This window comes from Antarctobacter aquimaris (genome assembly GCF_900184945.1).
GTDB lineage: Bacteria > Pseudomonadota > Alphaproteobacteria > Rhodobacterales > Rhodobacteraceae > Maliponia > Maliponia aquimaris.
The window spans coordinates 40,599-66,366 of record NZ_FXYF01000013.1; the positions used below are offsets into that span (position 1 = coordinate 40,599).

Consider the following 25,768-nt stretch of genomic DNA (forward strand, 5'->3'; position numbering starts at 1 on the left):
CTGGTTAAGGAACGGCCAAGCTTAGGCCCCGCGCCGTTAGGAAAAGGTTAACCACGATGTCCGAGACCCAGGTCGTTACCCGCTTTGCCCCCTCGCCCACCGGATACCTGCACATCGGCGGCGCGCGCACCGCGCTGTTCAACTGGCTCTATGCCCGCGGCCGGGGCGGCAGGTTCCTGTTGCGGATCGAGGACACCGACCGCGCCCGCTCCACCCCCGAGGCGACGCAGGCGATCCTGCGCGGGCTCGACTGGCTGGGGCTGGACCACGACGGCGAGGTGATCTCGCAGTTCGACCGCGCCCCGCGCCACGCCGAGGTGGCGCATGAATTGCTCGCCAGCGGCAAGGCCTACAAGTGTTTCGCCACCCAGGACGAGATCGAGGCCGCGCGCGAGGCCGCCCGCGCCGAGGGCCGCTCGACCCTCTACCAGAGCCCCTGGCGCGACGCCGACCCGGCGACCCACCCCGACGCGCCTTTCGTGATCCGGCTCAGGACGCCGCAGGACGGCGAGACGGTGATCGAGGACCGCGTGCAGGGCCGCGTGGTGATCCGCAACGACCAGCTCGACGACATGGTGCTGCTGCGCTCCGACGGCACGCCGGTCTACATGCTGGCCGTGGTGGTCGACGATTTCGACATGGGCGTCACCCACGTGATCCGCGGCGACGACCACCTCAACAACGCCGCCCGCCAGATGGGCATCTACACCGCGATGGGCTGGCCGCTGCCGGTCTACGCGCATATCCCGCTGATCCACGGCCCGGATGGCAAGAAGCTGTCGAAAAGGCACGGTGCGCTGGGGGCCGACGAATACCAGAAGATGGGCTACCCCGCCGCCGGCATGCGCAACTACCTCGCCCGGCTCGGCTGGAGCCATGGCGATGATGAATTCTTTACCGATGCGCAGGCACAAGAGTGGTTCGACCTCGACGGAATCGGCAAGTCCCCGGCCCGCTTTGACCTGAAGAAACTGGAAAACCTCTGCGGCCAGCACATCGCCGTTGCGGACGATGCTGCACTGCTGCAAGAATTCCGGGACTACCTGGCCGCAACCGGCGCGCCGGATCTGACAGAGGCGCAGCAGGACGGCATGGCACGTGCGATGTATTGCCTCAAGGAGCGGGCCAAGACGTTTCCGGAACTGGCTGAAAAGGCACACTTTATTCTTGCGGAATCGCCCCCGGAACCGGACGGAAAGGCGGCCGCGCAGCTGGATACGGTATCCCGTGGTATACTGGCTGCGTTGACGCCGCACCTGCAAGATGCTAGCTGGGAACGGGAAAATCTGGAGGCGGTGCTCAACCGCTTCGCCGAAGATCAGGGCACCAAGTTCGGCAAGCTCGCGGGTCCGCTGCGGGCGGCGCTGGCCGGACGCATGGTCACGCCGTCGGTCTTTGACATGATGCTGGTCCTGGGCCGCGAGCAAAGCCTTGCGCGGCTGACCCGGGCCGCGGCCGCAAACGGGGGCTGATCCAGCCCCGCCTCGGCCATGTGACTTCAATCGGCAGGGCCGCGAACCGGCCCCGCCCCACGACACCAGAGGGACGACAAGCATGGCTGAGACCAGCAAGACCGCGACGCTGACAATCGACGGCAAGAGCTACGAACTGCCGATCCACTCGCCGACCGTGGGTCCGGACGTGATCGACATCCGCAAGCTTTACGGCCAGGCCGGCGTCTTCACCTACGACCCGGGCTTTACCTCGACCGCGGCCTGCGACTCGACCATCACCTTCATCGACGGCGAAGAAGGCGTGCTGTTGCACCGCGGCTATCCGATCGACCAGCTGGCCGCCAAGTCGCACTACCTCGAGGTCTGCTTCCTGCTGCTCTATGGCTACCTGCCCAAGGCCAAGGACCTGGAGCACTTCGAAAACACCATCCCCCGCCACACCATGCTGCACGAACAGATGCAGTATTTCTTCCGCGGCTTCCGCCGCGACGCGCATCCCATGGCCACCATGGTCGGCGTGGTCGGCGCGATGGCGGCCTTCTACCACGACAGCACCGACATCAACGACGAACGCCAGCGCGAGATCGCGTCGCACCGGCTGATCGCCAAGGTGCCGACCATCGCCGCCTGGGCCTACAAGTATTCGATCGGCCAGCCCTTCGTGTACCCGCGCAACGATCTCGATTACGCGGCGAATTTCCTGCACATGTGCTTTGCCGTCCCGGCCGAGGAATATGTCGTCGACCCGATCCTGAGCCGCGCGATGGACCGGATTTTTACCCTGCACGCCGACCACGAACAGAACGCCTCGACCTCGACGGTGCGGCTGGCCTCCTCCTCGGGCGCCAACCCCTTTGCCTGCATCGCCGCCGGCATCGCCTGCCTCTGGGGTCCCGCGCACGGCGGCGCCAACCAGGCCTGCCTCGAGATGCTCAAGGAGATCGGCACCCCCGACCGCATCCCCGAATACATCGCCCGCGCCAAGGACAAGAACGACCCGTTCCGCCTGATGGGCTTCGGCCACCGCGTCTACAAGAACTTCGACCCGCGCGCCAAGGTGATGAAGCAGTCCGCCGACGAGGTGCTGGAACTGATGGGGATCGAAAACAACCCGATCCTTGCCACCGCCAAGGAACTGGAACGCCAGGCGCTCGAGGATCCCTATTTCGCCGAGAAAAAGCTGTTCCCCAACGTCGACTTCTACTCCGGCATCATCCTCGAGGCGATGGGCTTCCCGACCTCGATGTTCACGCCGATCTTCGCGCTGTCGCGCACCGTCGGCTGGGTGTCGCAGTGGAAGGAACAGCTGGCCGACCCGCAGATGAAGATCGGCCGCCCGCGCCAGCTGTATCAGGGCGAGACCATGCGCGACTACGTCGACATCGAAAGCCGCTGAACCGGCTCCCCCGCACAACAGCAAAGGCCCGGCACAACGCCGGGCCTTTTGTCTTCGGGACTCGCCCTCTGTCCGCGCAGGGGCTTCAGCGCCCCTCGTAGACCGCCGGGCGCTTTTCCATGAAGGCCACGACGCCCTCCTTGAAATCGCGCGTCTTGCCGCATTCGCCCTGCAACCGCGACTCGACCGCCAGCTGCTGTTCCAGGTCGTTGTCGAACGACCCGCGCAGGGCCTGCTTGACGCGGGCATAGGCCGCCGTCGGCCCCTTGGCCAGGTGGGCGGCGCGGGCCTGCACATGCGCGGCAAAGCCGTCGTCCGGCACCGCCTCCCAGATCATGCCCCAGTCGTCCGCCTGCCGGGCGGTGATCTTTTCCGCGAACAGCGCCGCCCCCATCGCCTTGGCCAGGCCCATCTGGCGCGGCAGGAACCAGGTGCCGCCGGCGTCCGGGATCAGCCCGATCCGGGCAAAGGCCTGAAGGAAAAAGGCCGACTCGGTGGCGATCACCACGTCGGCGGCCAGCGCCAGGTTGGCCCCCGCCCCCGCCGCGGCGCCGTTCACCGCGCTGATCGTCGGCACCGGGCAGTCAAAGATCGCCCGCAGCATCGGCACGTATTCGTCGCGCAGCGTGCGCTCCAGGTCCAGGTTGGCGGCATTGGCGCGGTCGCCCAGGTCCTGACCCGAGCAGAACGCCCGCCCCGCCCCGGTCAGCACCACCACCCGCGCCTCGGTGCCGCCGCGTGTCACCGCGTGGGTGATCTCGGCGCGCATCTGGGTGTTGAGCGCGTTCATCACGTCGGGCCGGTTCAGCGTGACCGTGGCGACCCGGTCGGCCAGCTGGTAGGTGATCATCTCGTACTGCATCTGGGGCTCCCTTGTTCTTGGCGCGCATCAAACACAGAGCGCGCCGGAAAGGCAAAGGCAAACGCCGCGTCACGGGCGCCCCCGCCCCGGCGACCTCCAGGGCGCGCGGCGCTTGACCCGGGCCTGCCGGCTCTGTCACGCTCGGACCATGGCCTACAAACCCGACGGTTACACCGATCTCGCCCCCTACCTGGTCGTCGAAGACCCGGACGCGGTGCTGCGGTTCTGCGAAGCGGTGTTCGACGCAGAGCGCCTGCGCGTGTTCCACGACGGCGACAGGATCATGCACGCCGAATGCCGGATCGGCGACACGGTGCTGATGATCGGCGGGGCGCCGGGCGGCGGGCCTGCCATGCTGCACCTCTACCTGCCGGACCCGGACACCGCCTTTGCCCGGGCCTTGTCGCTGGGCGCGGAAGAGATGCAGCCGATGACAGACAAGGGCGATGGCGACCGCCGCGGCGGCTTTCGCGCGCCCTGCGGCACGCAATGGTTCGTCGCACGGCAAATGGACGCCCCGGCTTGACCGGGCGGCGTGCGGCGCGGCCACGCATCGCGACCGCCGCCTTGGGGTCTCAGCCCTCGCCCTTCATCAGTTCTTCCAGGCGCTTCTTCTCGTCCGCGCTGAGCGCCGTGTCCGAGGCCGAGGAGGCCGTCGACCGCCGCCGCACGTAGACGATCCCCAGCCCCAGCGCGATCACGAACAGCCCCGGCCCGGTGGCCCAGAGCAGCCAGTTCCAGCCGCCGGTGGTCGGCTTCAGCAGCACGAACTCGCCGTAGCGGGCGACGATGAAGGCAACGGCCTCCTCGTCGGTGTCACCCGCCACCAGCCGCTCGCGCACCAAGAGGCGCAGGTCGCGCGCCAATGAGGCGTTGCTCTCGTCGATGCTCTCGTTCTGGCAGACCAGGCAGCGCAGCCCGGCCGAGATGTCGCGCGCCCGCGCCTCCAGCGCCGGATCGTCCAGCACCTCGTCCGGCTGCACCGCCAGCGCCACGCTGGCCAGCAGCGCCAGCACCAGCCCCAGGATGTAGGGTGGGGTTCCACCCCACCGCGCCGTCGCCATCCTGCTCATTCCGCCGGCACCCCCTGCACGGGCGCGGCCTTGCGCGCGCCCGCGGCGATGCGGTAACGGCGGTCCGACAGGCTCAGACAACCGCCCAGCGCCATGATGATGCAGCCGGCCCAGATCCAGTTGGCCAGCGGCTTGATGTAGGTGCGGACCACCCAGCCGCCTTCGCCCTGCGGATCGCCGATCACGACGTAGACGTCGCGCATCACCCGATAGTCGATCGCCGCCTCGGTGGTGGGCATGCCCGCCACCGGATACATCCGCTTTTCCGGGTACAGCACGGCCACCTCCTGCCCGCCCTTGGACACGGCGATCTCGCCCATGGTCGAGGTATAGTTCGGCCCCTGCACCCGCTTGACGTCGGTCAGCACCAGTTCGTAGGCGCCCACGGTGAACGGCTCACCCACCTTGGCGACGCGGATGTCCTCCTGTTGCCAGGCCAGCATCGCGGCGATGCCCAGCATGGTGATGCCCAGCCCGCTGTGCGCCACGCTCTTGCCCCAGTCGGCGCGCGGCAGGCGCAGCAGGCGGCTCAGGTCGCGCGACTGCCCGGTGCGGCCGATCAGGTCGGTCACCGACCCGGCCACCAGCCAGGTGCCCAGAAAGACGCCGATCGGCCCCATCAGGCTGCGGCCGGACTGCATCGCCCAGACCAACCCCATCAGCGCCACGGCCAGGACAAAGGCCGGCGCCAGCGCGCGCAGCACCTTGTCCAGCTTGCCGCGCTTCCAGCTGATCATCGCGCCGACCGGCAGGATCAGCCCCAGCACCACCATGAAGGGCGTGAAGGCCATGTTGAAGAAGGGCGCGCCGACCGACAGTTTGCGGTCGAACAGCATCTCGGCCACAAACGGCCACATGGTGCCGACAAAGACGACAAAGCTGGAGACCGCCAGCAGGATGTTGTTGACCACCAGCGCGCTTTCGCGGCTGACCACGCTGAACACGCCCTTGGCCTCCATCGCATGCGCCCGCGCCGCGAACAGCGTCAGCGCCCCGCCGGTGAAGAACACCAGGATATACAGGATGAACTGGCCGCGCACCGGGTCGTTGGCAAAGGCATGCACCGAGGTCAGCAGCCCCGAGCGCACGATGAAGGTGCCGATCAGCGAAAAGCCGAAGGCGAGGATCGCCAGCAGGATGGTCCAGCTTTTCAGCGACTCGCGCTTTTCCACCACGATGGCGGAATGCAGCAGGGCCGCGGCAAACAGCCAGGGCATGAACGACGCGTTTTCCACCGGGTCCCAGAACCAGAAACCGCCCCAGCCGAGTTCGTAGTAGGCCCACCACGATCCCAGCGCGATGCCGACGGTCAGAAAGATCCAGGCCGCCAGCGTCCAGGGCCGCACCCAGCGGCCCCAGGCCGCGTCCACACGCCCCTCGATCAGCGCCGCAACGGCAAAGCTGAAACAGATCGAAAGCCCGACATAGCCGAGGTAGAGGAACGGCGGATGGAAGGCCAGGCCCGGGTCCTGCAACAGCGGGTTGAGGTCGGTGCCGTTGATCGGCGCCATGCCCAGCCGGTCGAAGGGGTTCGAGGTGAACAGGATGAAGGCGTAGAACGCCGCCGAGATCGACGACTGCACCGCCAGCACCCGCGCCCGCAGCGTCGGCGGCAGGTTGGCCCCGAACCAGGCCGCGCAGGCGCCGAACAGCGCCAGGATCAGCACCCAGAGCAGCATCGAGCCCTCGTGGTTGCCCCAGACGCCCGAGATCTTGTAGAGCATCGGCTTGTCCGAATGGCTGTTCTCGTAGACCAGCCGCAGGGAAAAGTCCGACACGACAAAGGCATGGGTCAGGGCGGCAAAGCTCGCCGCGACCAGGATGAATTGCGCCGTCGCGGCGGGTTCGGCCACGGCCATCCACCCCGGCCAGCGCCGCTGCGCGCCGATCATCGGCACGACCATCTGCACCAGGGAGACCAGGAAGGCCAGGATGAGGGCGAAATGTCCGAGTTCTGTGATCATGACGCGAACTATAGGGCCGGCGAAATAGCGGGCCAATCGAAATCGGTCGGCGCGTCAGATCACAATGTCGCAAGGGGGGCCGCGCCCTTGTTCGTGCGTGGCGCCGCGCCCCGGCGTTGCAGGGGTATTTTTGCAGAAAAGAAGCCACGGGCGCGCGCCGGGCTTCCTCTCTCTTGCACTACACGGCCCGGGCCCGGGCCCAGGGGGCCCGGTCTTCAGGACGCGCGGCGGCGCCAGTCGGCCAGCGCCGGGTTGTCCGCGGGCGCGTCATAGTCGCGCGTCTCGACCGGCTCGGGCGCGTCTTCCGGCAGGCCCCGCAGCGACTCGACGTCGCGCACGGTCTGCACCACCTGCGGCACCGCCGCCAGCGTCGTCGCCAGTTCGCGCTGGAAATCCTGCCCCTTGGCCTGGTGGCGCGCGCCGAAGTAGAAGCTGACGATCGCCGCCAGCAGCCACCACAGCGGTTCCGGCACCAGCGCGATGCCCGCCATGCGCGCGGCAAACCAGATCGGGTCCACCATCGCCGCCACGAACAGCCCCAGCGTGCCCAGCGCCATCGCCGGGCGCGGCACGCGGTTCAGCGCGTCCATCAGCCGGTCGAACCAGCCGCGCCGGACGATCTTGAACTCGCCCGCCATCTGCGCCAGCGCGTCGGACTGCGCGTCAAAGCCGCGCTGCGCCTGCGCCTCGGCGTTGACGCGGAACACCTCCGCCGTCTCGGCCACCACGTTGCGGCCCGAGCCGAACAGCGCGCCGAGGATCTGACCGATCAGCCCCATGAGGACACCCGCGCCTGGAACTCGGCCTCCGACAGGTGATACCGGGGCGCGATGAATTCCTCGGCCCGCTTGATCCAGCCGCCCTTGCCGCCCGCCCGGGTGCGTGCGTATTTGCGCGAGGCCGGGCGGTTGTCGGCGATGCGGAAATAGTAGTTGCGCCGGGCGATGCCGTAGGCGTCGACCATGTGACCGGGGGCCTTGGAATAGGCGCGCGCCGCGGCGCCGATGGTCTGCGGCCCGATCGCCCCGTCGACCGAGACCCGTTCGCCCATGTCGTTCAGCAGCCGTTGCAGGATCTTCACCGCGTTGCCGCCGGCGTTGACGTACATGTCAAAGACCGTGGCGTGCAGCGGTTCGGGCAGCTCGGCGATGCGCGGCTTGAGAAAGTAGTGCGTCAGGAAGATGGTCACCGCCTGTTCGCGGGTGATCCGGCGCACGTCCTCGGCGTCGACCTTGCCGTCGCCGGTCAGGTCCAGCCCCAGCCGCCGCATGGTGTGGATGGTGACGCCGTGGTTCGTCGCCCCGCCGGGATCGTCGGGGTCGTTGACATAACCGCCCTCGCGGGCAACGATTTCTTCGGCCATCTGCCGGACACGGCTTGTGAGTGTCGACATCGCGGGCCCTCCTGCTTGGTGGTGTGACGATGCGACAGAGCCTGCGCCGCAGCCGTTAACCAAACCTCAGGGGAGCGTACGTTGCATGACCGCCGATGAGATCATCGCCCTGCTGGACCTTTCCCCGCATCCCGAGGGCGGGCATTACCGCCAGACCTGGGCCGCCCCGGCCGAGGGCGACCGGCCGCCCGGCACCTGCATCTATTTCCTGCTGAAGGCAGGCGAGCGCAGCCATTGGCACCGCGTCGACGCGGGCGAGATCTGGCATTTCTACGCCGGCGCGCCCCTGCGCCTGATGCGCGCGGCCACGGACACTGGCCCACGCGACGACATCATCCTCGGGCCGGACCTCGCTGCCGGGCAGCGTCCGCAGGGCATCGTGGAACCGGGCCACTGGCAGGCCGCGCAATCCCTGGGCGACTGGACTCTGGTGGGCTGCACCGTCTCGCCGGGGTTCCGCTTTGACGGCTTCGAACTGGCCGCGCCCGGCTTCGACATCCCGACATAGCAAAACGCCCGGGGGTCTCCCCCCGGGCGCGTCGTCGTCAGTCAAACCGGTTAGTAGGCTGCGGTGTCTTCGTAGGCGTCCATGCCGGTCAGCTGCTCCGAGGTGTAGCGCGTCACCACCGAATAGCTCGCTTCGTCCACCAGCACGGTCTTCATGTCCTCGACCGGCAGCAGGACCAGCTTGTCGCCGATGCCGAGGAAGCCGCCGACCTCGGCCAGCACCCCTTCGATCCGGCCGTCAGCCGACAGGACCACGTCCTCGACCGAGCCGATGCGCTCCCAGTTGTCGGCCACCTTGGTGTAGTCCACCGTCAGGTCCCAATCCGCGCCGGTCTCGGCCGAAATGGTGTAGATCGGCGAGCCGGCGATGGCGGACAGCTTCACCGGACCGTGGAACAGGACATCCGCGGTGGGATCCGCCCCCTCCACGTCGGTCTTGGCCATCTCGCTGCCGACCGGGTTGGCGTCCATCGGCACCACGGTATCGGCCGGCTGGGCCTGTTCCATGGGCTTCGGTTCCATCGCCGGATCGGCGGCATGGCTTTCGGCAAAGGCCACGGCGGGAACGAGGGCAGCGGCAGCAACGGTCATTGTCAGGCGTTTCATAACGGTCTCCTTTTTTCCGTTTCTTCTGCCCTGACAACCTCTCTGTCCGCCCCTCCGTTCCAGCCTTTATTTTTCGCGTTTCCGGGAACTTCAGCCGCGTCCGTGCGTATGCACATACTTGAGCAGCTGCGCGGTCGACCCGTCCTTGCCGGTCACCGGCTGCGCGCCCGTCACCATCGGCCCCAGCGCGGTGGCCAGTTCCTTGCCCAGCTCCACGCCCCACTGGTCGAACGAGTTGATTCCCAGGATCACCCCCTCGACAAACACCCGGTGCTCGTACAGCGCCACGATCTTGCCCAGCGTCTCGGGGTCGAGCATCGGGTAGATCAGCGTGGTGGACGGCCGGTTGCCCGGGAACACCCGGTGCCGCGCCTGCCGCTCCAGCTCGGCGCCCTCGAACTGGCCCGCCACCTTGCCGCGCGCCTCGTCCAGCGACCGGCCGCGCATCAGCGCCTCGGACTGCGCCAGGCAGTTGGCCACCAGCAGCGCGTGATGGTGCTGCAACTCGGGCTCGTGGCCCTTGGCGGCGACCAGGAACTCGGCCGGGATCACCCGCGTGCCCTGGTGGATCAGCTGGTAGAACGCGTGCTGGCCGTTGGTGCCCGGCTCACCCCAGACCACCGGGCCGGAATGATAGGGCAGGTCCGCGCCGTCCATGCTGACGCCCTTGCCGTTCGATTCCATCTCCAGCTGTTGCAGGTAGGCGGGCAGCCGCATCAGCCGGTTGTCATAGGGCAGCACCGCGCGCGAGGCATGACCCAGCACCTGGTTGTGCCAGATCCCCACCAGCGCCAGCAGCACCGGCAGGTTCTGCGCAAAGGGCGCGGCCTGGAAATGCCGGTCCATCTTCATCGCGCCGGTCAGGAAGGCGCGGAACTGCTCCGGCCCCACCGCCAGCATCACCGACAGGCCGATCGGCCCCCAGACCGAATAGCGCCCGCCGACCCAGTCCTCAAAGCCGAACACCCGGTCCGCCGGGATGCCAAAGGCGCCGGCCTTCGCGACGTTGGACGACAGTGCAATGAACTTGCCGTCGTCCGACACGCCCTTGTCCGCCAGCCAGGTCTTGGCGGTCTGCGCGTTGGTCATCGTCTCGATGGTGGTAAAGGTCTTGGAGGCGACGATGAACAGCGTCGTCTCCGGGTTGCACCGCGCCAGAGTGTCGGCGATGTCCGCGCCGTCCACGTTGGACACGAAATGCGTCGCCGGCCCGTCGTGGTAGGGCGCCAGCGCCAGCACCGCCATCACCGGCCCCAGGTCGGACCCGCCGATGCCGATGTTGACCACATCCCGAACGCCCGAGGCGCGGATCTCGCGCGCCAGCGCCTCCATCCGGCCCAGCGTTTCCAGCACCGGCGGCATGACGTCCACGCCATCCACCCGCACCTCCGACCCGTCAAGATTGCGCAGGGCGGTGTGCAGCACCGCGCGGCCCTCAGTCTCGTTGATCTTTGCGCCGCCGAACATCGCGTCGCGCCGCGCCGCCACCTGCCGCCGCTCGGCCAGCGCCAGAAGGGCGGCCAGCACCTGCGCGTCGATCTGCGTCTTGGAGTAGTCGAACAGCAGCCCCTCGGCCTCCAGGCTGAACGCTTCCGCCCGCCCGGCGTGGTCGAACAGCGACTCGATCCGGCGGTCGCCCATGCCCGCCGCCAATGCCTTCAGATCATCGAACATCCTGCGTCTCCTTCGCCATCCACGGATGGCATTTTTTTATAGCGTGATCCGCCCCCCACGGGGCGCATGAGGGGGCGGGCGCTACAGCGCCCAATGCACCCGCGCGTCCGACAGCACCGCGTTGATCGGCGCCTCCGAGGCCGGCAGCCCGCGCGCGGCCTCCAACGCCTTGCGCTTTTCCGCGCCAAAGATCAGCACGTGCTTGGACATGGCGTCATCCAGCACCCGCGCGGACAGCGTGATGCGCGGCTCGGGCGCGCCCGGCGCGCGCATCGGCAGCAGCACCGGCGCATCGCGCGACAGTGCCTCTTCCAGCCGGTCGGCGCCGGGAAACAGCGACGCGGTGTGCAGGTCCGCCCCCATCCCCATCAGCGCCACCGCCAGCGGCAGTTCCGCCTCGATCGGCTTGGCCAGCGCCGCCATGGCATCGTCCGGGTCCGGCACATCGGCATAGAGCGGCAGGTAGCCCGCCGCCGCCGCCCGTTCGACCAGCAGCCGCCGGCGCAACAGCGCGGTGTTCGACCGCGGGTGATCCGCCGGCACCCAGCGTTCGTCAGTCAGCAGCACGTCCACCCGCGCCCAGTCCAGGTCGACCGCGCAGAGATCGTCGAACACCGGCCCCGGAGAGGTCCCGCCCGGCACCGCAAAGGCCACCCGCTCGCGCTGCGCCAGCGCGCTGCGCAGCTCGCCGGCCAACTGGTTGGCCAGGTCGATGGCCAGCATCTCGCGGTCCTGGTACTCGATCAGTTCGTAGGTCACGATTTCAGCTCCCGCCAGCGGCGCCCGTCCTTGTGCATCAGGATCTGCGCCTCTTCCGGCCCGACGGACCGCGGCTCGTAGGGCTTGGGCACCTCGCCCCGGCTCTGCCAGCCGGCGATGATCGGATCGGTCCAGGCCCAGGCCGCCTCGACCTCGTCGCCGCGCATGAACAATGTCTGGTTGCCCCGGATCACGTCCATGATCAGCCGCTCGTAGGCGTCGGGCACCTCCTCGGCTTCCGGCCCCAGCGCCTCGGCAAAGCTCATGTCCAGCGGCACGTCGACCAGCCGCATGCCGCCCGGCCCCGGCTCCTTGATGGTCACGTCCAGCGTCATGCCCTCGTTCGGCTGCAACCGGATCGACAGCACGTTGCGGTGCCGCCCCGCGTCGGCGCCAAAGATCGAATGCGGCGCGTCCTTGAACACCACCGCGATTTCCGAGGCGCGCGTCTTCAGCTTCTTGCCGGTGCGCAGGTAGAACGGCGTCCCGGCCCAGCGCCAGTTCGAGATATGGCACTTCAGCGCGATAAAGCTCTCGGTGGTCGACCGCGGGTTTTCCACATGCGCGCGATAGCCCGGCTGGCTGTCGTCGGCGGCGTATTGCCCGCGCACGATGTGATGGTATTCCACCGGGTCCAGCGCCCGGATCACCTTCAGCTTTTCGTCGCGCACCGCGTCCGGCTCGAACCGCGCGGGCGGCTCCATGGCGATCAGGCACAACAGCTGCATCAGGTGGTTCTGCACCATGTCCCGCATCGCGCCCGAGGTGTCGTAGTAGCCGCCGCGCCCGCCCACGTCGACCGTCTCGGCCACGGTGATCTGGATGTGGTCGACGTATTGCGCGTTCCACAGCGGCTCGAACAGCATGTTGCCAAAGCGGACCGCCATCAGGTTCTGGACCGTTTCCTTGCCCAGGTAATGGTCGATCCGGTAGATCTGCGTCTCGTCGAAATGCCGGCGCAGCGTGTCGTTCAGCGCCTTGGCGCTTTCCAGGTCGTGGCCAAACGGCTTTTCGACCACCACGCGCGACTCGTCGTCGGCCAGGCCGAACCCCTTGAGCCGTTCCGCCAGCGCGCCGAACAGCGAGGGCGCGACCGAGAAGTAGAACGCCCGCACCGTGTCCGGCCGCAGCCGCGCCTTCAGCGCTTCCCAGCCGCCCTCGCCCTTGGCGTCGACCGCCTCGTAGCCCAGCCGCTCCAGAAAGGCGTCCAGCGTGCCGGCCTCGCAGCTGCGGCCGCCGCCGAACTCGGCGATGGACTCGGCCACCATGGCGCGGAACCCGGCATCGTCCATGTCGCTGCGCGCCGCGCCGACGATGCGCGCGCCCTCGGGCATCTGCCCGCTGCAGAATCGCCGGAACAGCCCCGGCAGGATCTTGCGCCGCGCCAGGTCGCCGGTGGCGCCAAAGATGACAAGGTCGAAAGGATCGACGGGAATTACGCGTGAAACCATGAGTCTTCTGCCTTTTCCGCTCCGCGCCGCGCCGTCGGGTCCGATTCTGGACCCGTTAGCGCTAACGGGTTTTTCGGCCCCCGGATAACCCATGTCCGAACGAAAGTCTAACACCCATCGCATGCTTCACAATGGCGTCAGGAAAAATCTTTGGGGGTGGTCCGGTCCCGGAGGCCGCACTACGCCTTGATCCGACACCGTGAGGACACCCGCATGAAAGACGCCGTCGCCGCGAACATCGGCAAGTTCGAGAATCCCCAGCTGACCGCCAAGGGCGAGCCGCGCGCGCAGGTGGCCCTGACCAACCCCACCACGCTGTGGTTCAACACCGGCACCCTGTGCAACATCACCTGCGTGAACTGCTACATCGAAAGCTCGCCCGAGAACGACCGCCTGGTCTACATCACCGCCGACGAGGTGTCGTCCTACCTCGACCAGCTCGCCGACCGCGCCTGGGGCGTGACCGAGATCGGCTTTACCGGCGGCGAGCCATTCATGAACCCGCAGATGATCGAGATGGCCCGCCGCAGCCTCGCGCGCGGCTACCGGGTGCTGATCCTGACCAACGCCATGCGCCCGATGATGCGCCCCGCCATGCGCCAGGGGCTCCAGGCGCTGGTGGCCGACTACGGCGACGAACTCACCCTGCGCATTTCGCTCGATCACTGGTCCGCCGCGCAGCACGACGCCGAACGCGGCACCGGCACCTTCGACAAGACGCTGCAAGGCATGCGCTTCCTGCGCGACGCCGGCGTGACCATGACCGTCGCCGGCCGCTCCCTCTGGGGCGAGACCGAGACCGAGGCCCGCGCCGGCTTTGCCCGCCTCTTCGCGGCCGAAGGCTTTGCCATCGACGCCGCCGACCCGGGCGCCTGCGTGCTCTTCCCGGAAATGGACGTCACCGTCGAGGTGCCCGAGATCACCACCGCCTGCTGGGACATCCTGGACAAATCGCCCGACGAGGTGATGTGCGCCTCCTCGCGCATGGTGGTGAAACGTCGCGGCGCCGCCAGCCCCTCCGTCGTCGCCTGCACCCTCCTGCCCTACGAGGCCGAGTTCGACCTGGGCGAAACGCTGGAACAGGCCGAACGCCCGGTGCCGCTCAACCACCCCCATTGCGCCAAGTTCTGCGTGCTGGGCGGGGCCAGCTGCTCCGGCTGACCCACGTCCGCGATGGGCGGCAAGTCTTTGCCGACACCACCTGCCAACTTGCACCCGCGACGCCCCCGTGCGACTGCTCTGCCACCCGCGCCAGCGACCGGACAGGAGGCAGGCATGACCCGCAGAAAGATCATCATCGACACCGACCCCGGTCAGGACGACGCCGTCGCCATCCTGCTGGCACTCGCCTCCCCGGATGAGCTTGAGGTGCTGGGCATCACCGCCGTCGCCGGCAACGTGCCGCTGCCCTTGACCCAGCGCAACGCTCGCATGGTCTGCGAACTGGCCGGCAAGCGTGACACCCCCGTGTTTGCCGGCTGCGACCGGCCGCTGGCGCACACGCTGGTGACGGCCGAGCATGTCCACGGCAAGACCGGGCTCGACGGCCCCGACCTGCCCGAACCCACCATGCCGCTGCAGGACACCCACGCCGTCGATTTCCTCATCGACACCCTGCGCGCGCACCCCTCCGGCAGCGTCACGCTCTGCCCGCTCGGCCCGCTCACCAACATCGCCACCGCGCTGCAGCGCGCCCCCGACATTGCCCCCCGCATCGCCGAGATCGTGCTGATGGGCGGCGCCTATTTCGAGGTCGGCAACATCACCCCGGCGGCCGAATTCAACATCTACGTTGACCCCGAAGCCGCTGACATCGTGTTCAGATCCGGCGCGCCGCTGACCGTGATGCCGCTCGACGTCACGCACAAGGCGCTGGTCACCGCCCCGCGCAACGACGCCTTCCGCCGCCTCGGCACCCCGGTCGGCGTCGCCGTCGCCCAGATGACCGAGTTCTTCGAACGCTACGACAAGGAGAAATACGGCTCGCTCGGCGCCCCCCTGCACGATCCCTGCGTCACCGCCTACCTGATCCGCCCCGAGCTGTTCACCGGCCGCCACGTCAACGTCGAGATCGAAACCGGCTCGCCGCTCACCCGCGGCATGACCGTCGCCGACTGGTGGGGCGTCACCGACCGCGCGCCCAACGCCATGTTCATGGGCGCGGTCGATGCCGACGGCTTTTTCGCGCTGCTGACCGAACGGCTGGCCCGGCTATGAAATCGCTGCACCTCGCCACCGAGGACGACGCCGACAAGCTGCTGCCGATGGTCGCCGCCTTCCATGCCGAGATGGGCTTTGACACCGACGAAGCCCACCGCACCGCCGCCCTCGCCCCGCTGCTCTCGGGCTCGCCGCACGGCGCCGCCTGGCTGATCGGCCCGCGCCGCGCCCCGGTGGGCTACATCGTGCTGACCTTCGGCTGGTCGCTGGAATTCGGCGGGCTCGACGCCATCGTCGACGAGATCTACATCCGCCCCGCCGTGCGCGGCCGCGGCATGGGGCTCGAGGCGCTCGACGGCATCGCCAAGTCGATGAAATCCGCCGGCGTGCGCGCCCTGCATCTCGAGGTCGACAGCACCGACGACAACGCCCGCCGCCTCTACGCCAAGGCGCTGTTCCGCCCGCGTGAAAACTACATCTTCATGAGCCGCACGCTCTGAACACTTCGCCCCGCAGCCTGCCGCCAGACACGCGAACCCGCTGGCGCGACGGCCCCGCGCGCCCTATATCCGGCGCATGACCCTGCACATCCCCTTTGACAACTCCTATGCCCGCCTGCCCGGCCGTTTCTACACGCGCCAGGGCCCGACCCCGGTCAAGGCGCCGCAGACCATCGCCTTCAACCACGCTCTGGCCGAAACGTTGGGCATCACCGGCGCGGACGACCCCACGCTGGCCGCGCAATTCGCCGGCAACACCGTCCCCGAGGGGGCCGAGCCGCTGGCCCAGCTCTACGCCGGCCACCAGTTCGGCCAGTTCAACCCGCAGCTCGGCGATGGCCGCGCGCTGCTGCTGGGTGAGGTGATCGGCACCGACGGCATCCGCCGCGACATCCAGTTGAAGGGCTCCGGCCCCACCCCCTATTCCCGCATGGGCGACGGCCGCGCCTGGCTCGGCCCCGTGCTGCGCGAATACGTGGTGTCCGAGGCGATGCACGCGCTTGGCGTGCCCACCACCCGCGCGCTGGCCGCCGTCCGCACGGGTGAGGAGGTGATCCGCGAACGCCCCCTGCCCGGCGCCGTGCTGACCCGCGTCGCGCAAAGCCACATCCGCGTCGGCACCTTCCAGGTCTTTGCCGCCCGCCGCGAAACCGACCACCTGCGCACCCTCTTCGACTACACCGCCGACCGCCACTACCCCGGCGTCACGGACCCGCTCGACCTGCTCGAACAGGTGATCAAGCGGCAGGCCGCGCTGGTGGCGCAGTGGATGTCCATCGGCTTCATCCACGGCGTGATGAACACCGACAACTGCACGCTGTCGGGCGAAACCATCGACTACGGCCCCTGTGCCTTCATGGATGCCTACGACCCGGACACGGTGTTTTCCTCCATCGACCGCTATGGCCGCTACGGCTATGCCGCGCAGGCCGACATCATCGCCTGGAACATGGCGCAGCTGGCCACCGCGCTGGTCCCCCTGATGCCCGACACCGACAAGGCGATCACGGATTTCACCGCCGCCGTCCACGCCATGCCGGACCTGCTGCGCGGCGAATGGCTGGCCCGCTTCGGTGCCAAGATCGGCCTGTCGGCCCCCACCCCGGACGACTTCGCCCTGATCGGCGACCTGCTGTCGCTGATGCAGGCGGGCGGCTCGGACTTCACCAACACCTTCCGCGCGCTGGCCGAGGGCAGCGCCCGCGACCAGATCGCCGACCGGCAGGCCTATGCCGAGTGGGAGTCGCGCTGGCAGCGGCGGCTAGAATCCGAGGGCGACCCGCAGGCGCTCATGGCCCGCGTGAACCCGGTGCTGATCCCGCGCAACCACCGCATCGAACAGATGATCGAGGCCGCCGTCGCCGGCGACGACGCCCCCTTCCACCGGCTGAACGCGGCGCTCGCCCGCCCCTTCGACGCGGACCCCGCGCAGGACGACCTGCGCCAGCCGCCAAAGCCGGACGAACGCGTGCGCGCCACCTTCTGCGGCACCTGAGCCGCCCCCGCCGCCGGAATATTTGCCCCGCTCACGCCCTTGTGACCGGCGCTTCTGGCCGTCCGAGGGTCGTCGACCCCGGGTTTTGTACCAAACGACATTTTTCGCGTACAAGACGTACCTTTTGTACGATTCGCCCCGGCGCGCGCGGCACGCGCAGACCGTCCAAACCCGCCGAAGCGGTCAGGAAACCTGACCGACTCCCGGTTAATAACCGCTTGATTGCCCGGGGTTAACCGGGCGGACGCCCGTTTTCGACGGGTTTGACCCGTTTGCGCGATCTGCGGTTGATCAGCACGACCCCCACCGCCACCAGCCCCAGCGCGCCGAGGAACTTGATCCCCACCGGCTCGTCGAAGATCAGCCAGCCAAAGGCCACCGCCATCACCGGCGACAGGAAACTGAACGACGCGATGTCCGACGCCGGGTAGATCGTCATCACCCGCAACCAGAACAGGAATCCCATCGACGCCACCAGCGTGCCATAGCCCAGCCCGAACAGGCTCAGCAGGTCCACCTCGCGCAGCAGCGGCCCGAACAGCGGCGCGAGCCCCGTCAGCACCACCGCCGACACCGTGATCTGCCAGAACAGCTGCCCCTCCGGCGGCAGGGTCGACACCTTCGTCAGCCGCACGATCAGCGCGATTCCCGCCCAGCTGAGCGAGGCCAGCACCGCCAGCACGTCGCCCCGCAGGTCGCCCGCGCCCCGGCTCTGCGGGTCCGACAGCGCCAGCGCCACCCCCGCCATCGCCAGCACCAGCCCCAGCGCGCGCCGCGCCGACAGCCGCTCGCCCGGCAGGACAAAATGCGCGATCGCCGCCAGCCAGACCGGCATCGAGTAAAACACCACCGAGGCGCGCGACACGCTGGTCATGTCCAGGGCCGTGAAAAGAAACAGGAATTCGGAGCTGAACACGAGACCCAGCAACAGCCCCGGCCACAGCGTCGCGCGCAGCCCGGTGATCTTGCGCCCGGTCAGCAGCACCCACAGCCCCAGCACCAGCAGCGCCAGCCCCGACCGGACGCCCGCCGCGAAGACCGGCGAAAACCCGGCGTTGGTGAACTTGATCGTGACCTGGTTGAAGGCCAGAACGTTGGCAAAGACGACCATGCCGACGACGCCCGCCAGGTCCATGGAGTCCTTGCGCATCATGCCCCCCTTGGACACCCTGCCCGCGTCAAGGTCAATCCTGCGCAGCCTTCCCCTGTGCGAAGCGGCCCGCATCTGTCATGGTCGGGAGGGAAGAACCAGAACCGGAACGAAAGGACAGCCAATGAGTCTCATGGGAACGCTTGCGAAACTGGCAATCGGCTACGCGGCGGCGCGTGGCGTGGACCGGATGTCCGGCGGCCAGGGGCTGGGCACGCTGCTGGGCGGCGGCGCGCAGGTCAAGGGCCGCACCTCCGCCTCGGCGATGCAGGACAAGATGAAGGACCTGGTCGGCGGCAAGATGCCCGAGGGCGGCGGCATGGCCGACATGATGAAGGCCCTGCAAGGCGGTGCCACCGGGGCGGCCAACCCCATGGCGGAGCTCATGAAATCCATGCAGTCCGGCGGCATGGACCTGTCCGCCATCATGGGCCGCGCGGGCAAGTCCGACGGCGGCGGACTGCTGTCGCAACTGGGCAGCGGCGGCACCGGGCTGGCCGGCATGATGTCGGCCATGGCCGGCACCGCCGCCGCCGCGCAGGCACAGGGCGCGGGCGCCATGCTCGACGCCTTCAAGACGCAGGAAAGCGCGCCCGAGGCCGACAAGGCCGCCGGCCTGATGCTGCGCGCCATGATCATGGCCGCGAAAAGCGACGGCGGCATCGACAAGGCCGAACAGGCCAAGATCCTCGAAACCCTGGGCGACGACGCCGATGCCGAGGACCGCGCCTTTGTCAAGGCCCAGCTGGCCGCGCCGGTCGATCCCGAAGCGCTGGCCGCCGACACGCCGCAGCCGATGCGGATGCAGGTCTACTCGGCCTCGCTGATGACCATCCGCGTCGACACCCAGGCCGAGGCCGAGTACCTGGACCAGCTCGCCCGCACGCTCGAACTGGACGAGGCGACGGTGAACGTGCTGCACCTGCAAATGGGCCTGCAGCCGCTCTACGCCTGATCCCATGGCGCGCGGCAGTGCCTTCGGCATCGGCCTGGCCCTGGCCGGTGCATTGATCCTGACCCCGGACGTGGTGTTCATGCGCTGGTCCGGCATGTCCGCCGCGCAGATGCTGGGCTGGCGCGGCCTCTGCATGGCGCTGGTCTTCGTCCTCGCCTGGGGCCTGACCAGCCGCACCCGCAAGAGCGACCTCGCCGCGCTGGCCGGCGGTGCCGCGCCGCTCGTCGTGCTCTGCCAGGCCGGCAACGCGACGCTGTTCCCGCTGGGCATCGCGCTGGCCCCGGTCACGCCGGTGCTGCTGGGCGTGGCCACCGTGCCGGTCTGGTCGGCGCTGCTGGCCCGGGTGCTGCACGGCGAACGCGCCTCGGCCGCCACCTGGACCGCCATCGCGCTGGTGCTGGCCGGGATCGCCCTGGCGGTGACCGACCACGGCGACGCGGCGCTTGACGCGGGCGCGCTCACCGGTGCGGCCTGCGGGCTGGGCGTCGCGCTGGCGCTGGCGGTGAACTTCGTCACCCTGCGCCACAACCCGCAGGTGCCGCTGCTGCTGGCGATCGGACTCGGCGCCTTCATCGCCGGCTGCGCCGGCTGGATCTTCGCCGGCCCGGCCCGGATGACCCAGGGCAACGTCCCCGCCATCCTCTTCACCGCGCTGCTGATCCTGCCCACCGCCTTCTTCCTGCTCAGCCTCGCCTCGCGCTACACCGCCGCGGCCAACGTCAGCCTGCTGATGCTGCTGGAAACCGTGCTGGCGCCGCTCTGGGTCTGGCTCGCCCTCGGCGAGGCGCCGACCGGCCGGATGCTGGCCGGCGGCGCCGTGGTGGTGGTGACACTGGCCATCTACGTCCTGCGGCCGCGGCGCCGAGAGCGCTTGGCCTCGGTCCCGCCCTTGCCTACAACACCCCCCGAAACAACGACGCCGGGCCCATGACCGACACCATCGCAGACCGCTGCGCCGCCCGGGGGCTGCGCATGACCGACCAGCGCCGCACCATCGCCGAGGTGCTGGATCGCGCCACCGATCACCCGGACGTGGAGGACCTCTACGCCCGCGCCTCCGCGCGCGACCCGAACATCTCGCTCGCCACGGTTTACCGCACGGTAAAGCTGTTCGAGGAGGCCGGCATCCTCGACCGCGTCGATTTCGGCGACGGCCGCGCCCGCTACGAGGACGCCGAGCGCGAACACCACGACCACCTGATCGACCTCACCACCGGCGCGGTGATCGAATTCGTCGATCCCGAGATCGAGGCGCTGCAGGAAAAGATCGCCGAGAAACTCGGCTACCGGCTCAAGGGCCACCGCATGGAGCTCTACGGCGTCCCGATCAAGAAGCGCTGACCGCGCGCCACCGCGATCCGCCGGTCTTCGTTCCGGTGACTCCGGAAGCGGCCACCGCCCGCGCCTCGGGACGACCACCCGACAAGAGCGTCACGCCGCCACAGGCGACATCCAGCGCGCGGCAGCGCTCCTTTGGATCCCGCCCCCTCAGCAGGACCCGGCCCGGGTCTCCTGGAAGGCCAGGTTCATGCACATCGAGAAATGCGCCAGCCGGGCGCAGTCCGGGTCCGTCTCGGCATAGCGCACGATCACCGCCGCCGCCTCGGCCGGTGTCATGAAGGGGTCGAGGCAATAGCCAAGCGCGGACGAGATCGGCGAATAATCCTTGCCCAGCAGCCCGAAAGCCCCCAGGGCGCCCTCCAGCATGGCTTCGCAGGTGGCGCCGCCCTCGCGGCCCTCGTGCAGCGCGCGGCAGCTTTCCAGAAAGGCCTCGGTCGAGGTGTCTGCCAGGCCCGCAGAGGCGGCAAGACCCGCGCAAAGGACAACGGCAAGGCGCATCGGAACATCCTCCGGTCGGTGACACCCCGGCCAGTCTAGCGGCAAACTTGGCGCCGTCCCAGCCCGCCGTCTTCAGGCCAGCGAGATGTTCACGCGGCGGTTCTGCTTGCCCTTGTTCTCGATCTTGCCGATCTTCACCCGGCCGATCTCGCCGGTCCAGGCGACGTGGGTGCCGCCGCAGGGTTGCAGGTCCACCTGCTCGGTCGCGGTGCCGATCCGCACAAGCCGGATGCGCCCGGCCCCGCGCGGCGGCTGCACCGACATGGTCTTGACCAGGTCCGGCTGCGCGTCCAGTTCCGCTTCGGATATCCAGGTCTCGGTGACCGCAAGATCACGCGCGACAAAGAGGTTCAACGCCTGCTCCAGCGCGTCGCGGTCCGAGGGCGGTTCGGGCATGAGGAAGTCCAGCCGCCCGGTCCCGGCACCGATCTGCCCGCCGGTGACCGGCAGGGGGATCACCACGCTCAGCAGGTGCAGCGCGGTGTGCACCCGCATGTGCCTGTGCCGCCGCTCCCAGTCCAGCACCTGCCTGACCTGCGTGCCCACCGGCGGCAGCGCGGCCGGTTCCGCCGGCACCAGCACCGACACGCCGCCCTCGCCCTTGACCGTGGTGGCCACGGTCAGGCTCTGGCCGCCCCACTCCAGCCGACCGCTGTCGCCCGGCTGGCCGCCGCCGGTGGGATAGAACAGCGCGTGCGACAGCACGACGCCGCCCTCCGCCGTCAGGCCGATCACCTCGGCCGGGGCGTCGCGCAGGTAGGCATCGTCGCGATAGAGCGCCTCCGACATGGCTCAGTCCTCCGGTTCCACGGACGACGGATCCGACACCAGCGGACGCGGCGCGGTGCTGCGCGGCTTTTCCGGTGCTATGGCCTCCGGCGCGGCGGGTGGTTCGTTGCGCTTGTCCATCGCCTCGGCCAGCGCCTCGGGGTTGCGCAGCCAGACATCGCGCTGGGCAAAGGGGATCTCGATCCCCTCCTTGGTAAAGCGTTCGACGATCTGGTGCCGCATCTCGGTGCGCACCGCGACACCCAGCCCGATGTCGTGCAGCACGGCGCGGATGCGGAAATCCAGCGAATCCGCCCCAAAGCCCATGAAATCCACCGCCGGCGCCGGGTTCATCAGCACCGCCTCGTGTTCGCGCGCGATGTTCAGCAGGATGCGTTCCACCTTGCGGGTGTCGGTGCCATAGGCCACGCCCACCTCGACGATGATCCGGCCCAGCGAATTGCCGCGCGTGTAGTTCGACACCGTCCCCGACACCAGGTCCGCGTTGGGGATGATCATGTCGTACTTGTCGAAGGTTTCCAGCCGGGTGGAGCGGACCGAGATGTCCTTGACGATGCCGTGGGTGCCGTTCACCTCGATCCAGTCGCCCTCGCCGATCGGCCGTTCGATCAGCAGGATGATCCCAGAGACAAAGTTCGACACGATGTTCTGCAAGCCGAAACCGATGCCGACCGACAGCGCACCGGCGACGATGGCCAGCGACGACAGGTCCAGCCCGCCGGTCGTCACCGCGACGATCACCGCGGTGATGACCCCGACATAGCCCACGCCCGAAACAATGGCGTTCTGCCCGCCCTGGTCGATCTTGGTCTTGGGCAGGACCGAGGTGCGCAGCGCCCCCTGCAACAGCCGTGTCAGCATGTAGCCGGTGGCAAAGACCGCCAGCACGACAAAGAAGCTCATCGGCGTGATGCGGGCGTCGCCGATGCTGACGCCCTCCTGGATGCGGGTCCAGATCTCGGTCAGGTCGGCCTCGCGCGCGCCCCAGATCAGCGCCAGGAAGGGCATCGCCAACAGCGCCAGGGCAAAGCCGCCCAGCACCGGCAGCAGGCTGTCGTTGCCCTTGGAATGGCGGCCCGTCACCATTTCGTAGAGGCTGATCAGGAACTTCTGCAGCACCATGACAAGGCCGACCAGCGCCAGTGTCGCGACCGCCGGATAGACCAGCGCCTCGCCGACGCGGAAATAGCCGATCGCGGCCAGCAACGGGCCCAGCACGCCCAGGATCTGGATCGACCGCCCCAGCAGCCGCGCAAAGCGCAGGCGAAAGTCGCCCGGCCCGGCATCGCGCGCCTCGCGCGAGCCGACCATGGCCGCGTCGTTGCGCACACGGCCCAGGCGGAACAGGAAGAACCCCGACAGAAGCAGGATCGGGAACTGCACCACGGCGACCGTCTCGGTCGGGTAGTTGTCCAGCTCGATCAGCGTGCCGACCAGCGATTCCAGCACGTAGAGCCAGGCCAGCGCGTTCGAGATCCGGCGCGCCCGGGGGCGCTCGGCCTTGGGCAGCGGCAGGGCGGCGATCTCGTCATCGTCGTTGAAGGCCTGGTCGGCAAGCCACAGGATGCCGAACAGCATCGCGGCCCAGAGCGGCAGCCTGGCCAGCAGGACGTTCCATTCGTCGACTGTAAAGCCGGTGGCATTCAGGCCCTGCACCAGGCACACGACGCCGAGGTACGGCAGCAGGATCAGCCCCAGCGACAGCAGGAAGCGGAACACCCCGGTGCCGCGCCGCGTGCCGCTGCTGAGCATCTCGATGCCCTTGTGCGCCAGCGGCCGACCCCGCGCGATCAGGGCAATCCCCAGCACCAGGTAAAACAGGATCACGGGCGCGTTCTGCATCGCCCGCGTCCGGTAGGACTGCGAGGTGACGTTGTCCGAAACCTCGGTCCACAGGTTGGAAAAGGTCTGGGTGACGTCGGCGATGGCCTTGGGCCAATGTACCGGGTTCAGCCCCGAAGGGCCGAATTCCAGCAGGGCATCGGCCTGGCGTTCGCGAATGATCCGGTCGATCCCGGTGATGATGGCATTGGCCCGCGAATAGGCCGTCTCGGCCCGGACCACGGGCGCCCTGACGTCGGCCAGCTGCTTGGTCAGCGCCGCGCGCTGCTCCGAGATCTCGGGCGACTCGGAGCCGTCCTCGGGCGGCGCGCCCAGCGCGTCGAGTTGCGCCTGGAGCGCCTCGATGCGCGCGGTGTTGGCGTTGCGGGCGGCCAGGAACTGCTCGCGGTATTCCGCGACCTGCGTGCGGATCGTCTCGAGCCGCGCGTCATCGGCGCGCTCCGTGTCCACCATGGACTCGGCTCGGGTGGCCAGGGTTTCCCAGGCGGTGTAGTCGGGCGTTGACGCCTGCTGGGCCAGCGCGGCCCCGGTCCAGAGCACGACAACAAGGATCAGGGCGACCAGCGCCCGGCTGAATGCGTCGATCTGTCGGGTCATGCGTCTTCGAACACTCCGGGAATGCTGGCCGGGCCGCGGGTCATCCACGGCGGCGTCGGCAGGCCCTTGTCGCGCAGGAAATCGGGGTTGAAGAGCTTGGACTGGTAGCGCGTGCCATAGTCGCACAGGATCGTGACGATGGTGTGCCCCGGTCCCATCTCGCGCGCCATATGCATGGCGCCCGCCACGTTGATCCCGGTCGATCCGCCCATGCACAGCCCCTCTTCGGCCAGCAGGTCAAAAACGATGGGCAGCGCTTCCTCGTCGGTCACCTGGGTCAGGAAATCGGGCTGGAAGCCTTCGAGGTTGGCGGTGATCCGCCCCTGGCCGATGCCCTCGGTGATCGAATTGCCCTGCGCGTTGGCCGCGCCCTCGGTATACAGCGTGTAGATGCCGGACCCCATGGGATCGGCGATGCCGCATTTCACGCCCCGCGGTTGCAGCGCCATGCCGACACCCGCCGCCGTGCCGCCAGAGCCCACCGCGCAGATGAAGCCGTCGACCTTGCCGCCGGTCTGTTCCCAGATCTCGGGGCCGGTCGTCTCGACATGCGACTGGCGGTTGGCGACGTTGTCGAACTGGTTGGCCCAGATCACCCCGTGCGGCGCGGTCTTTGCCATCTCCTCGGCCAGCCGGCCGGAATAGCGCACGTAGTTGTTGGGGTTCTTGTAGGGCGCGGCGGGCACCAGCACCAGTTCGGCCCCGGCCAGCCGCAGCATGTCCTTCTTTTCCTGGCTCTGCGTCTCGGGCATCACGATCACCGTCTTGAAGCCCATCGACGCGCCGACCAACGCCAGCCCGATGCCGGTGTTGCCGGCCGTGCCCTCGACGATGGTGCCGCCGGGCTCCAGCTGGCCCCTGGCGATGGCGTCCTTGATGATGTAGAGCGCCGCGCGGTCCTTGACCGACTGGCCCGGGTTCATGAACTCCGCCTTGCCCCAGATCTCGCAGCCCGTCAGCTCGGACGCCTTCCTGAGCCGGATCAGCGGCGTCTGTCCGACAGCCTGGGCAAGGTCCTGCGAAGTGCGCATGGCGGTGTGTCCTTTCCGAAACATGGTTCCCGCCGGTTTAGGTCCGTCAGGGCGCAAACTCAAGCCGGTGCAGGTCGGCCCGCCGCCGCACGCGCGCCATGCAGCGCAGCAGGCGGACCGCCCGCGTCAGACGCCAACGCCGCAACCGGTCGCGTGGTTCCCGCCCTGCCGCGTCAAGCCGCCCGCCGCGACGCAAGGGCGTGAACGCGCGTCGTCCACCATCCCCGCAGAATTGACACAAGACACGAAGATCCCGGCGCAAGCCCTTGAT

Annotated in this window: 25 protein-coding genes; 11 read left to right on the top strand and 14 right to left on the bottom strand. The window is 68.6% G+C overall.

The features are described from left to right. The first annotated feature begins 56 nt into the window (after nucleotides 1-56). Both gltX and gltA read left to right on the top strand, forming a co-directional pair. A complete protein-coding gene (gene gltX / locus MAA8898_RS19475) occupies nucleotides 57-1,472 on the top strand; it encodes a glutamate--tRNA ligase (protein WP_094022703.1) in 1,416 nt (471 codons plus the stop codon). Between the two features lie 82 nt (nucleotides 1,473-1,554). Further along, nucleotides 1,555-2,850 carry a citrate synthase gene (gene gltA / locus MAA8898_RS19480; RefSeq protein WP_094022704.1) on the top strand — a complete coding sequence of 432 codons (1,296 nt, stop codon included), beginning with the start codon at nucleotides 1,555-1,557 and terminating at the stop codon, nucleotides 2,848-2,850. 85 nt (nucleotides 2,851-2,935) lie between these two features. On the opposite strand, the gene MAA8898_RS19485 is transcribed toward gltA, so the two are convergent. Continuing rightward, nucleotides 2,936-3,712, bottom strand: a complete 777-nt coding sequence (locus MAA8898_RS19485) for an enoyl-CoA hydratase-related protein (RefSeq protein WP_094022705.1) — start codon at nucleotides 3,710-3,712, stop codon at nucleotides 2,936-2,938. Between the two features lie 148 nt (nucleotides 3,713-3,860). Here MAA8898_RS19485 and MAA8898_RS19490 point away from each other — a divergent pair, with 148 nt between their 5' ends. Beyond that, nucleotides 3,861-4,238, top strand: a complete 378-nt coding sequence (locus MAA8898_RS19490; protein ID WP_094022706.1) for a VOC family protein — start codon at nucleotides 3,861-3,863, stop codon at nucleotides 4,236-4,238. 49 nt (nucleotides 4,239-4,287) lie between these two features. Here MAA8898_RS19490 and MAA8898_RS19495 read toward each other — a convergent pair whose 3' ends face one another. The 4 genes from MAA8898_RS19495 to MAA8898_RS19510 form a co-directional block, all read right to left on the bottom strand. Then, nucleotides 4,288-4,776: a cytochrome c-type biogenesis protein gene (locus MAA8898_RS19495; RefSeq protein ID WP_217900520.1), complete on the bottom strand. Its 489-nt coding sequence runs from the start codon at nucleotides 4,774-4,776 to the stop codon at nucleotides 4,288-4,290. 5 nt (nucleotides 4,777-4,781) lie between these two features. Next, complete coding sequence (locus MAA8898_RS19500) at nucleotides 4,782-6,749, bottom strand: heme lyase CcmF/NrfE family subunit (protein ID WP_094022708.1); 1,968 nt, start codon at nucleotides 6,747-6,749, stop codon at nucleotides 4,782-4,784. Nucleotides 6,750-6,964: 215 nt separating this feature from the next. After that, nucleotides 6,965-7,528 carry a holin family protein gene (locus MAA8898_RS19505; protein WP_176445238.1) on the bottom strand — a complete coding sequence of 188 codons (564 nt, stop codon included), beginning with the start codon at nucleotides 7,526-7,528 and terminating at the stop codon, nucleotides 6,965-6,967. Continuing rightward, nucleotides 7,519-8,142: a holin-associated N-acetylmuramidase gene (locus MAA8898_RS19510; RefSeq protein ID WP_245853490.1), complete on the bottom strand. Its 624-nt coding sequence runs from the start codon at nucleotides 8,140-8,142 to the stop codon at nucleotides 7,519-7,521. Before MAA8898_RS19510 ends, MAA8898_RS19505 begins: the two co-directional genes overlap by 10 nt. A gap of 85 nt (nucleotides 8,143-8,227) precedes the next feature. Between MAA8898_RS19510 and MAA8898_RS19515 the strand changes: the two genes are divergently transcribed. Continuing rightward, nucleotides 8,228-8,650: a cupin domain-containing protein gene (locus MAA8898_RS19515; protein WP_094022709.1), complete on the top strand. Its 423-nt coding sequence runs from the start codon at nucleotides 8,228-8,230 to the stop codon at nucleotides 8,648-8,650. A gap of 50 nt (nucleotides 8,651-8,700) precedes the next feature. Here MAA8898_RS19515 and MAA8898_RS19520 read toward each other — a convergent pair whose 3' ends face one another. The 4 genes from MAA8898_RS19520 to zwf all read right to left on the bottom strand — a co-directional run bounded on the left by MAA8898_RS19520 (nucleotide 8,701) and on the right by zwf (nucleotide 13,139). Beyond that, the gene (locus tag MAA8898_RS19520; protein ID WP_094022710.1) at nucleotides 8,701-9,255 is read right to left on the bottom strand and encodes a PRC-barrel domain-containing protein; all 555 of its coding nucleotides are present in this window, start codon (nucleotides 9,253-9,255) and stop codon (nucleotides 8,701-8,703) included. A 90-nt stretch (nucleotides 9,256-9,345) separates the two neighbouring features. Further along, a complete protein-coding gene (gene pgi / locus MAA8898_RS19525) occupies nucleotides 9,346-10,929 on the bottom strand; it encodes a glucose-6-phosphate isomerase (RefSeq protein ID WP_094022711.1) in 1,584 nt (527 codons plus the stop codon). 81 nt (nucleotides 10,930-11,010) lie between these two features. Further along, nucleotides 11,011-11,688, bottom strand: coding sequence for a 6-phosphogluconolactonase (pgl, locus tag MAA8898_RS19530; protein WP_245853492.1), 678 nt, complete (start codon nucleotides 11,686-11,688; stop codon nucleotides 11,011-11,013). Continuing rightward, nucleotides 11,685-13,139: a glucose-6-phosphate dehydrogenase gene (zwf, locus tag MAA8898_RS19535; protein WP_094022712.1), complete on the bottom strand. Its 1,455-nt coding sequence runs from the start codon at nucleotides 13,137-13,139 to the stop codon at nucleotides 11,685-11,687. The genes pgl and zwf overlap by 4 nt, the downstream gene beginning before the upstream one ends. A gap of 213 nt (nucleotides 13,140-13,352) precedes the next feature. On the opposite strand from zwf, the gene MAA8898_RS19540 reads away from it, so the two are divergent. The 4 genes from MAA8898_RS19540 (at nucleotide 13,353) to MAA8898_RS19555 (ending at nucleotide 17,294) form a co-directional block, all read left to right on the top strand. Further along, nucleotides 13,353-14,300, top strand: a complete 948-nt coding sequence (locus tag MAA8898_RS19540; protein WP_094022713.1) for a radical SAM protein — start codon at nucleotides 13,353-13,355, stop codon at nucleotides 14,298-14,300. Between the two features lie 114 nt (nucleotides 14,301-14,414). Next, on the top strand, nucleotides 14,415-15,356 hold the full coding sequence (locus MAA8898_RS19545) for a nucleoside hydrolase (protein ID WP_094022714.1): 942 nt from the start codon (nucleotides 14,415-14,417) through the stop codon (nucleotides 15,354-15,356). Beyond that, nucleotides 15,353-15,799, top strand: a complete 447-nt coding sequence (locus MAA8898_RS19550; RefSeq protein ID WP_094022715.1) for a GNAT family N-acetyltransferase — start codon at nucleotides 15,353-15,355, stop codon at nucleotides 15,797-15,799. Before MAA8898_RS19545 ends, MAA8898_RS19550 begins: the two co-directional genes overlap by 4 nt. 76 nt (nucleotides 15,800-15,875) lie before the next feature. Further along, nucleotides 15,876-17,294 carry a protein adenylyltransferase SelO gene (locus tag MAA8898_RS19555; protein ID WP_094022716.1) on the top strand — a complete coding sequence of 473 codons (1,419 nt, stop codon included), beginning with the start codon at nucleotides 15,876-15,878 and terminating at the stop codon, nucleotides 17,292-17,294. A gap of 232 nt (nucleotides 17,295-17,526) precedes the next feature. Here MAA8898_RS19555 and MAA8898_RS19560 read toward each other — a convergent pair whose 3' ends face one another. Then, nucleotides 17,527-18,447, bottom strand: coding sequence for a DMT family transporter (locus MAA8898_RS19560; protein WP_176445239.1), 921 nt, complete (start codon nucleotides 18,445-18,447; stop codon nucleotides 17,527-17,529). Nucleotides 18,448-18,568: 121 nt separating this feature from the next. On the opposite strand from MAA8898_RS19560, the gene MAA8898_RS19565 reads away from it, so the two are divergent. From MAA8898_RS19565 to MAA8898_RS19575, 3 genes are read left to right on the top strand one after another with little or no spacing between them, the layout of a single operon-like run. Then, nucleotides 18,569-19,399 (top strand): DUF533 domain-containing protein, encoded by an 831-nt coding sequence (locus MAA8898_RS19565; RefSeq protein WP_094022717.1) that lies wholly within the window; start codon nucleotides 18,569-18,571, stop codon nucleotides 19,397-19,399. 4 nt (nucleotides 19,400-19,403) lie between these two features. Further along, complete coding sequence (locus tag MAA8898_RS19570; protein ID WP_094022718.1) at nucleotides 19,404-20,330, top strand: DMT family transporter; 927 nt, start codon at nucleotides 19,404-19,406, stop codon at nucleotides 20,328-20,330. Beyond that, nucleotides 20,327-20,740, top strand: coding sequence for a Fur family transcriptional regulator (locus tag MAA8898_RS19575; protein WP_094022719.1), 414 nt, complete (start codon nucleotides 20,327-20,329; stop codon nucleotides 20,738-20,740). Before MAA8898_RS19570 ends, MAA8898_RS19575 begins: the two co-directional genes overlap by 4 nt. Nucleotides 20,741-20,887: 147 nt before the next feature. Here MAA8898_RS19575 and MAA8898_RS19580 read toward each other — a convergent pair whose 3' ends face one another. The 4 genes from MAA8898_RS19580 to MAA8898_RS19595 all read right to left on the bottom strand — a co-directional run bounded on the left by MAA8898_RS19580 (nucleotide 20,888) and on the right by MAA8898_RS19595 (nucleotide 25,497). Beyond that, nucleotides 20,888-21,238: a hypothetical protein gene (locus MAA8898_RS19580; protein ID WP_094022720.1), complete on the bottom strand. Its 351-nt coding sequence runs from the start codon at nucleotides 21,236-21,238 to the stop codon at nucleotides 20,888-20,890. 72 nt (nucleotides 21,239-21,310) lie between these two features. Next, entirely contained in the window at nucleotides 21,311-22,027 is a 717-nt protein-coding gene (locus MAA8898_RS19585; protein WP_094022721.1) for an alanyl-tRNA editing protein, read from the bottom strand. A 3-nt stretch (nucleotides 22,028-22,030) separates the two neighbouring features. After that, nucleotides 22,031-24,466 carry a DUF3772 domain-containing protein gene (locus MAA8898_RS19590; protein WP_094022722.1) on the bottom strand — a complete coding sequence of 812 codons (2,436 nt, stop codon included), beginning with the start codon at nucleotides 24,464-24,466 and terminating at the stop codon, nucleotides 22,031-22,033. Beyond that, a complete protein-coding gene (locus MAA8898_RS19595; protein WP_094022723.1) occupies nucleotides 24,463-25,497 on the bottom strand; it encodes a cysteine synthase A in 1,035 nt (344 codons plus the stop codon). Before MAA8898_RS19595 ends, MAA8898_RS19590 begins: the two co-directional genes overlap by 4 nt. Nucleotides 25,498-25,768: the final 271 nt, after the last annotated feature.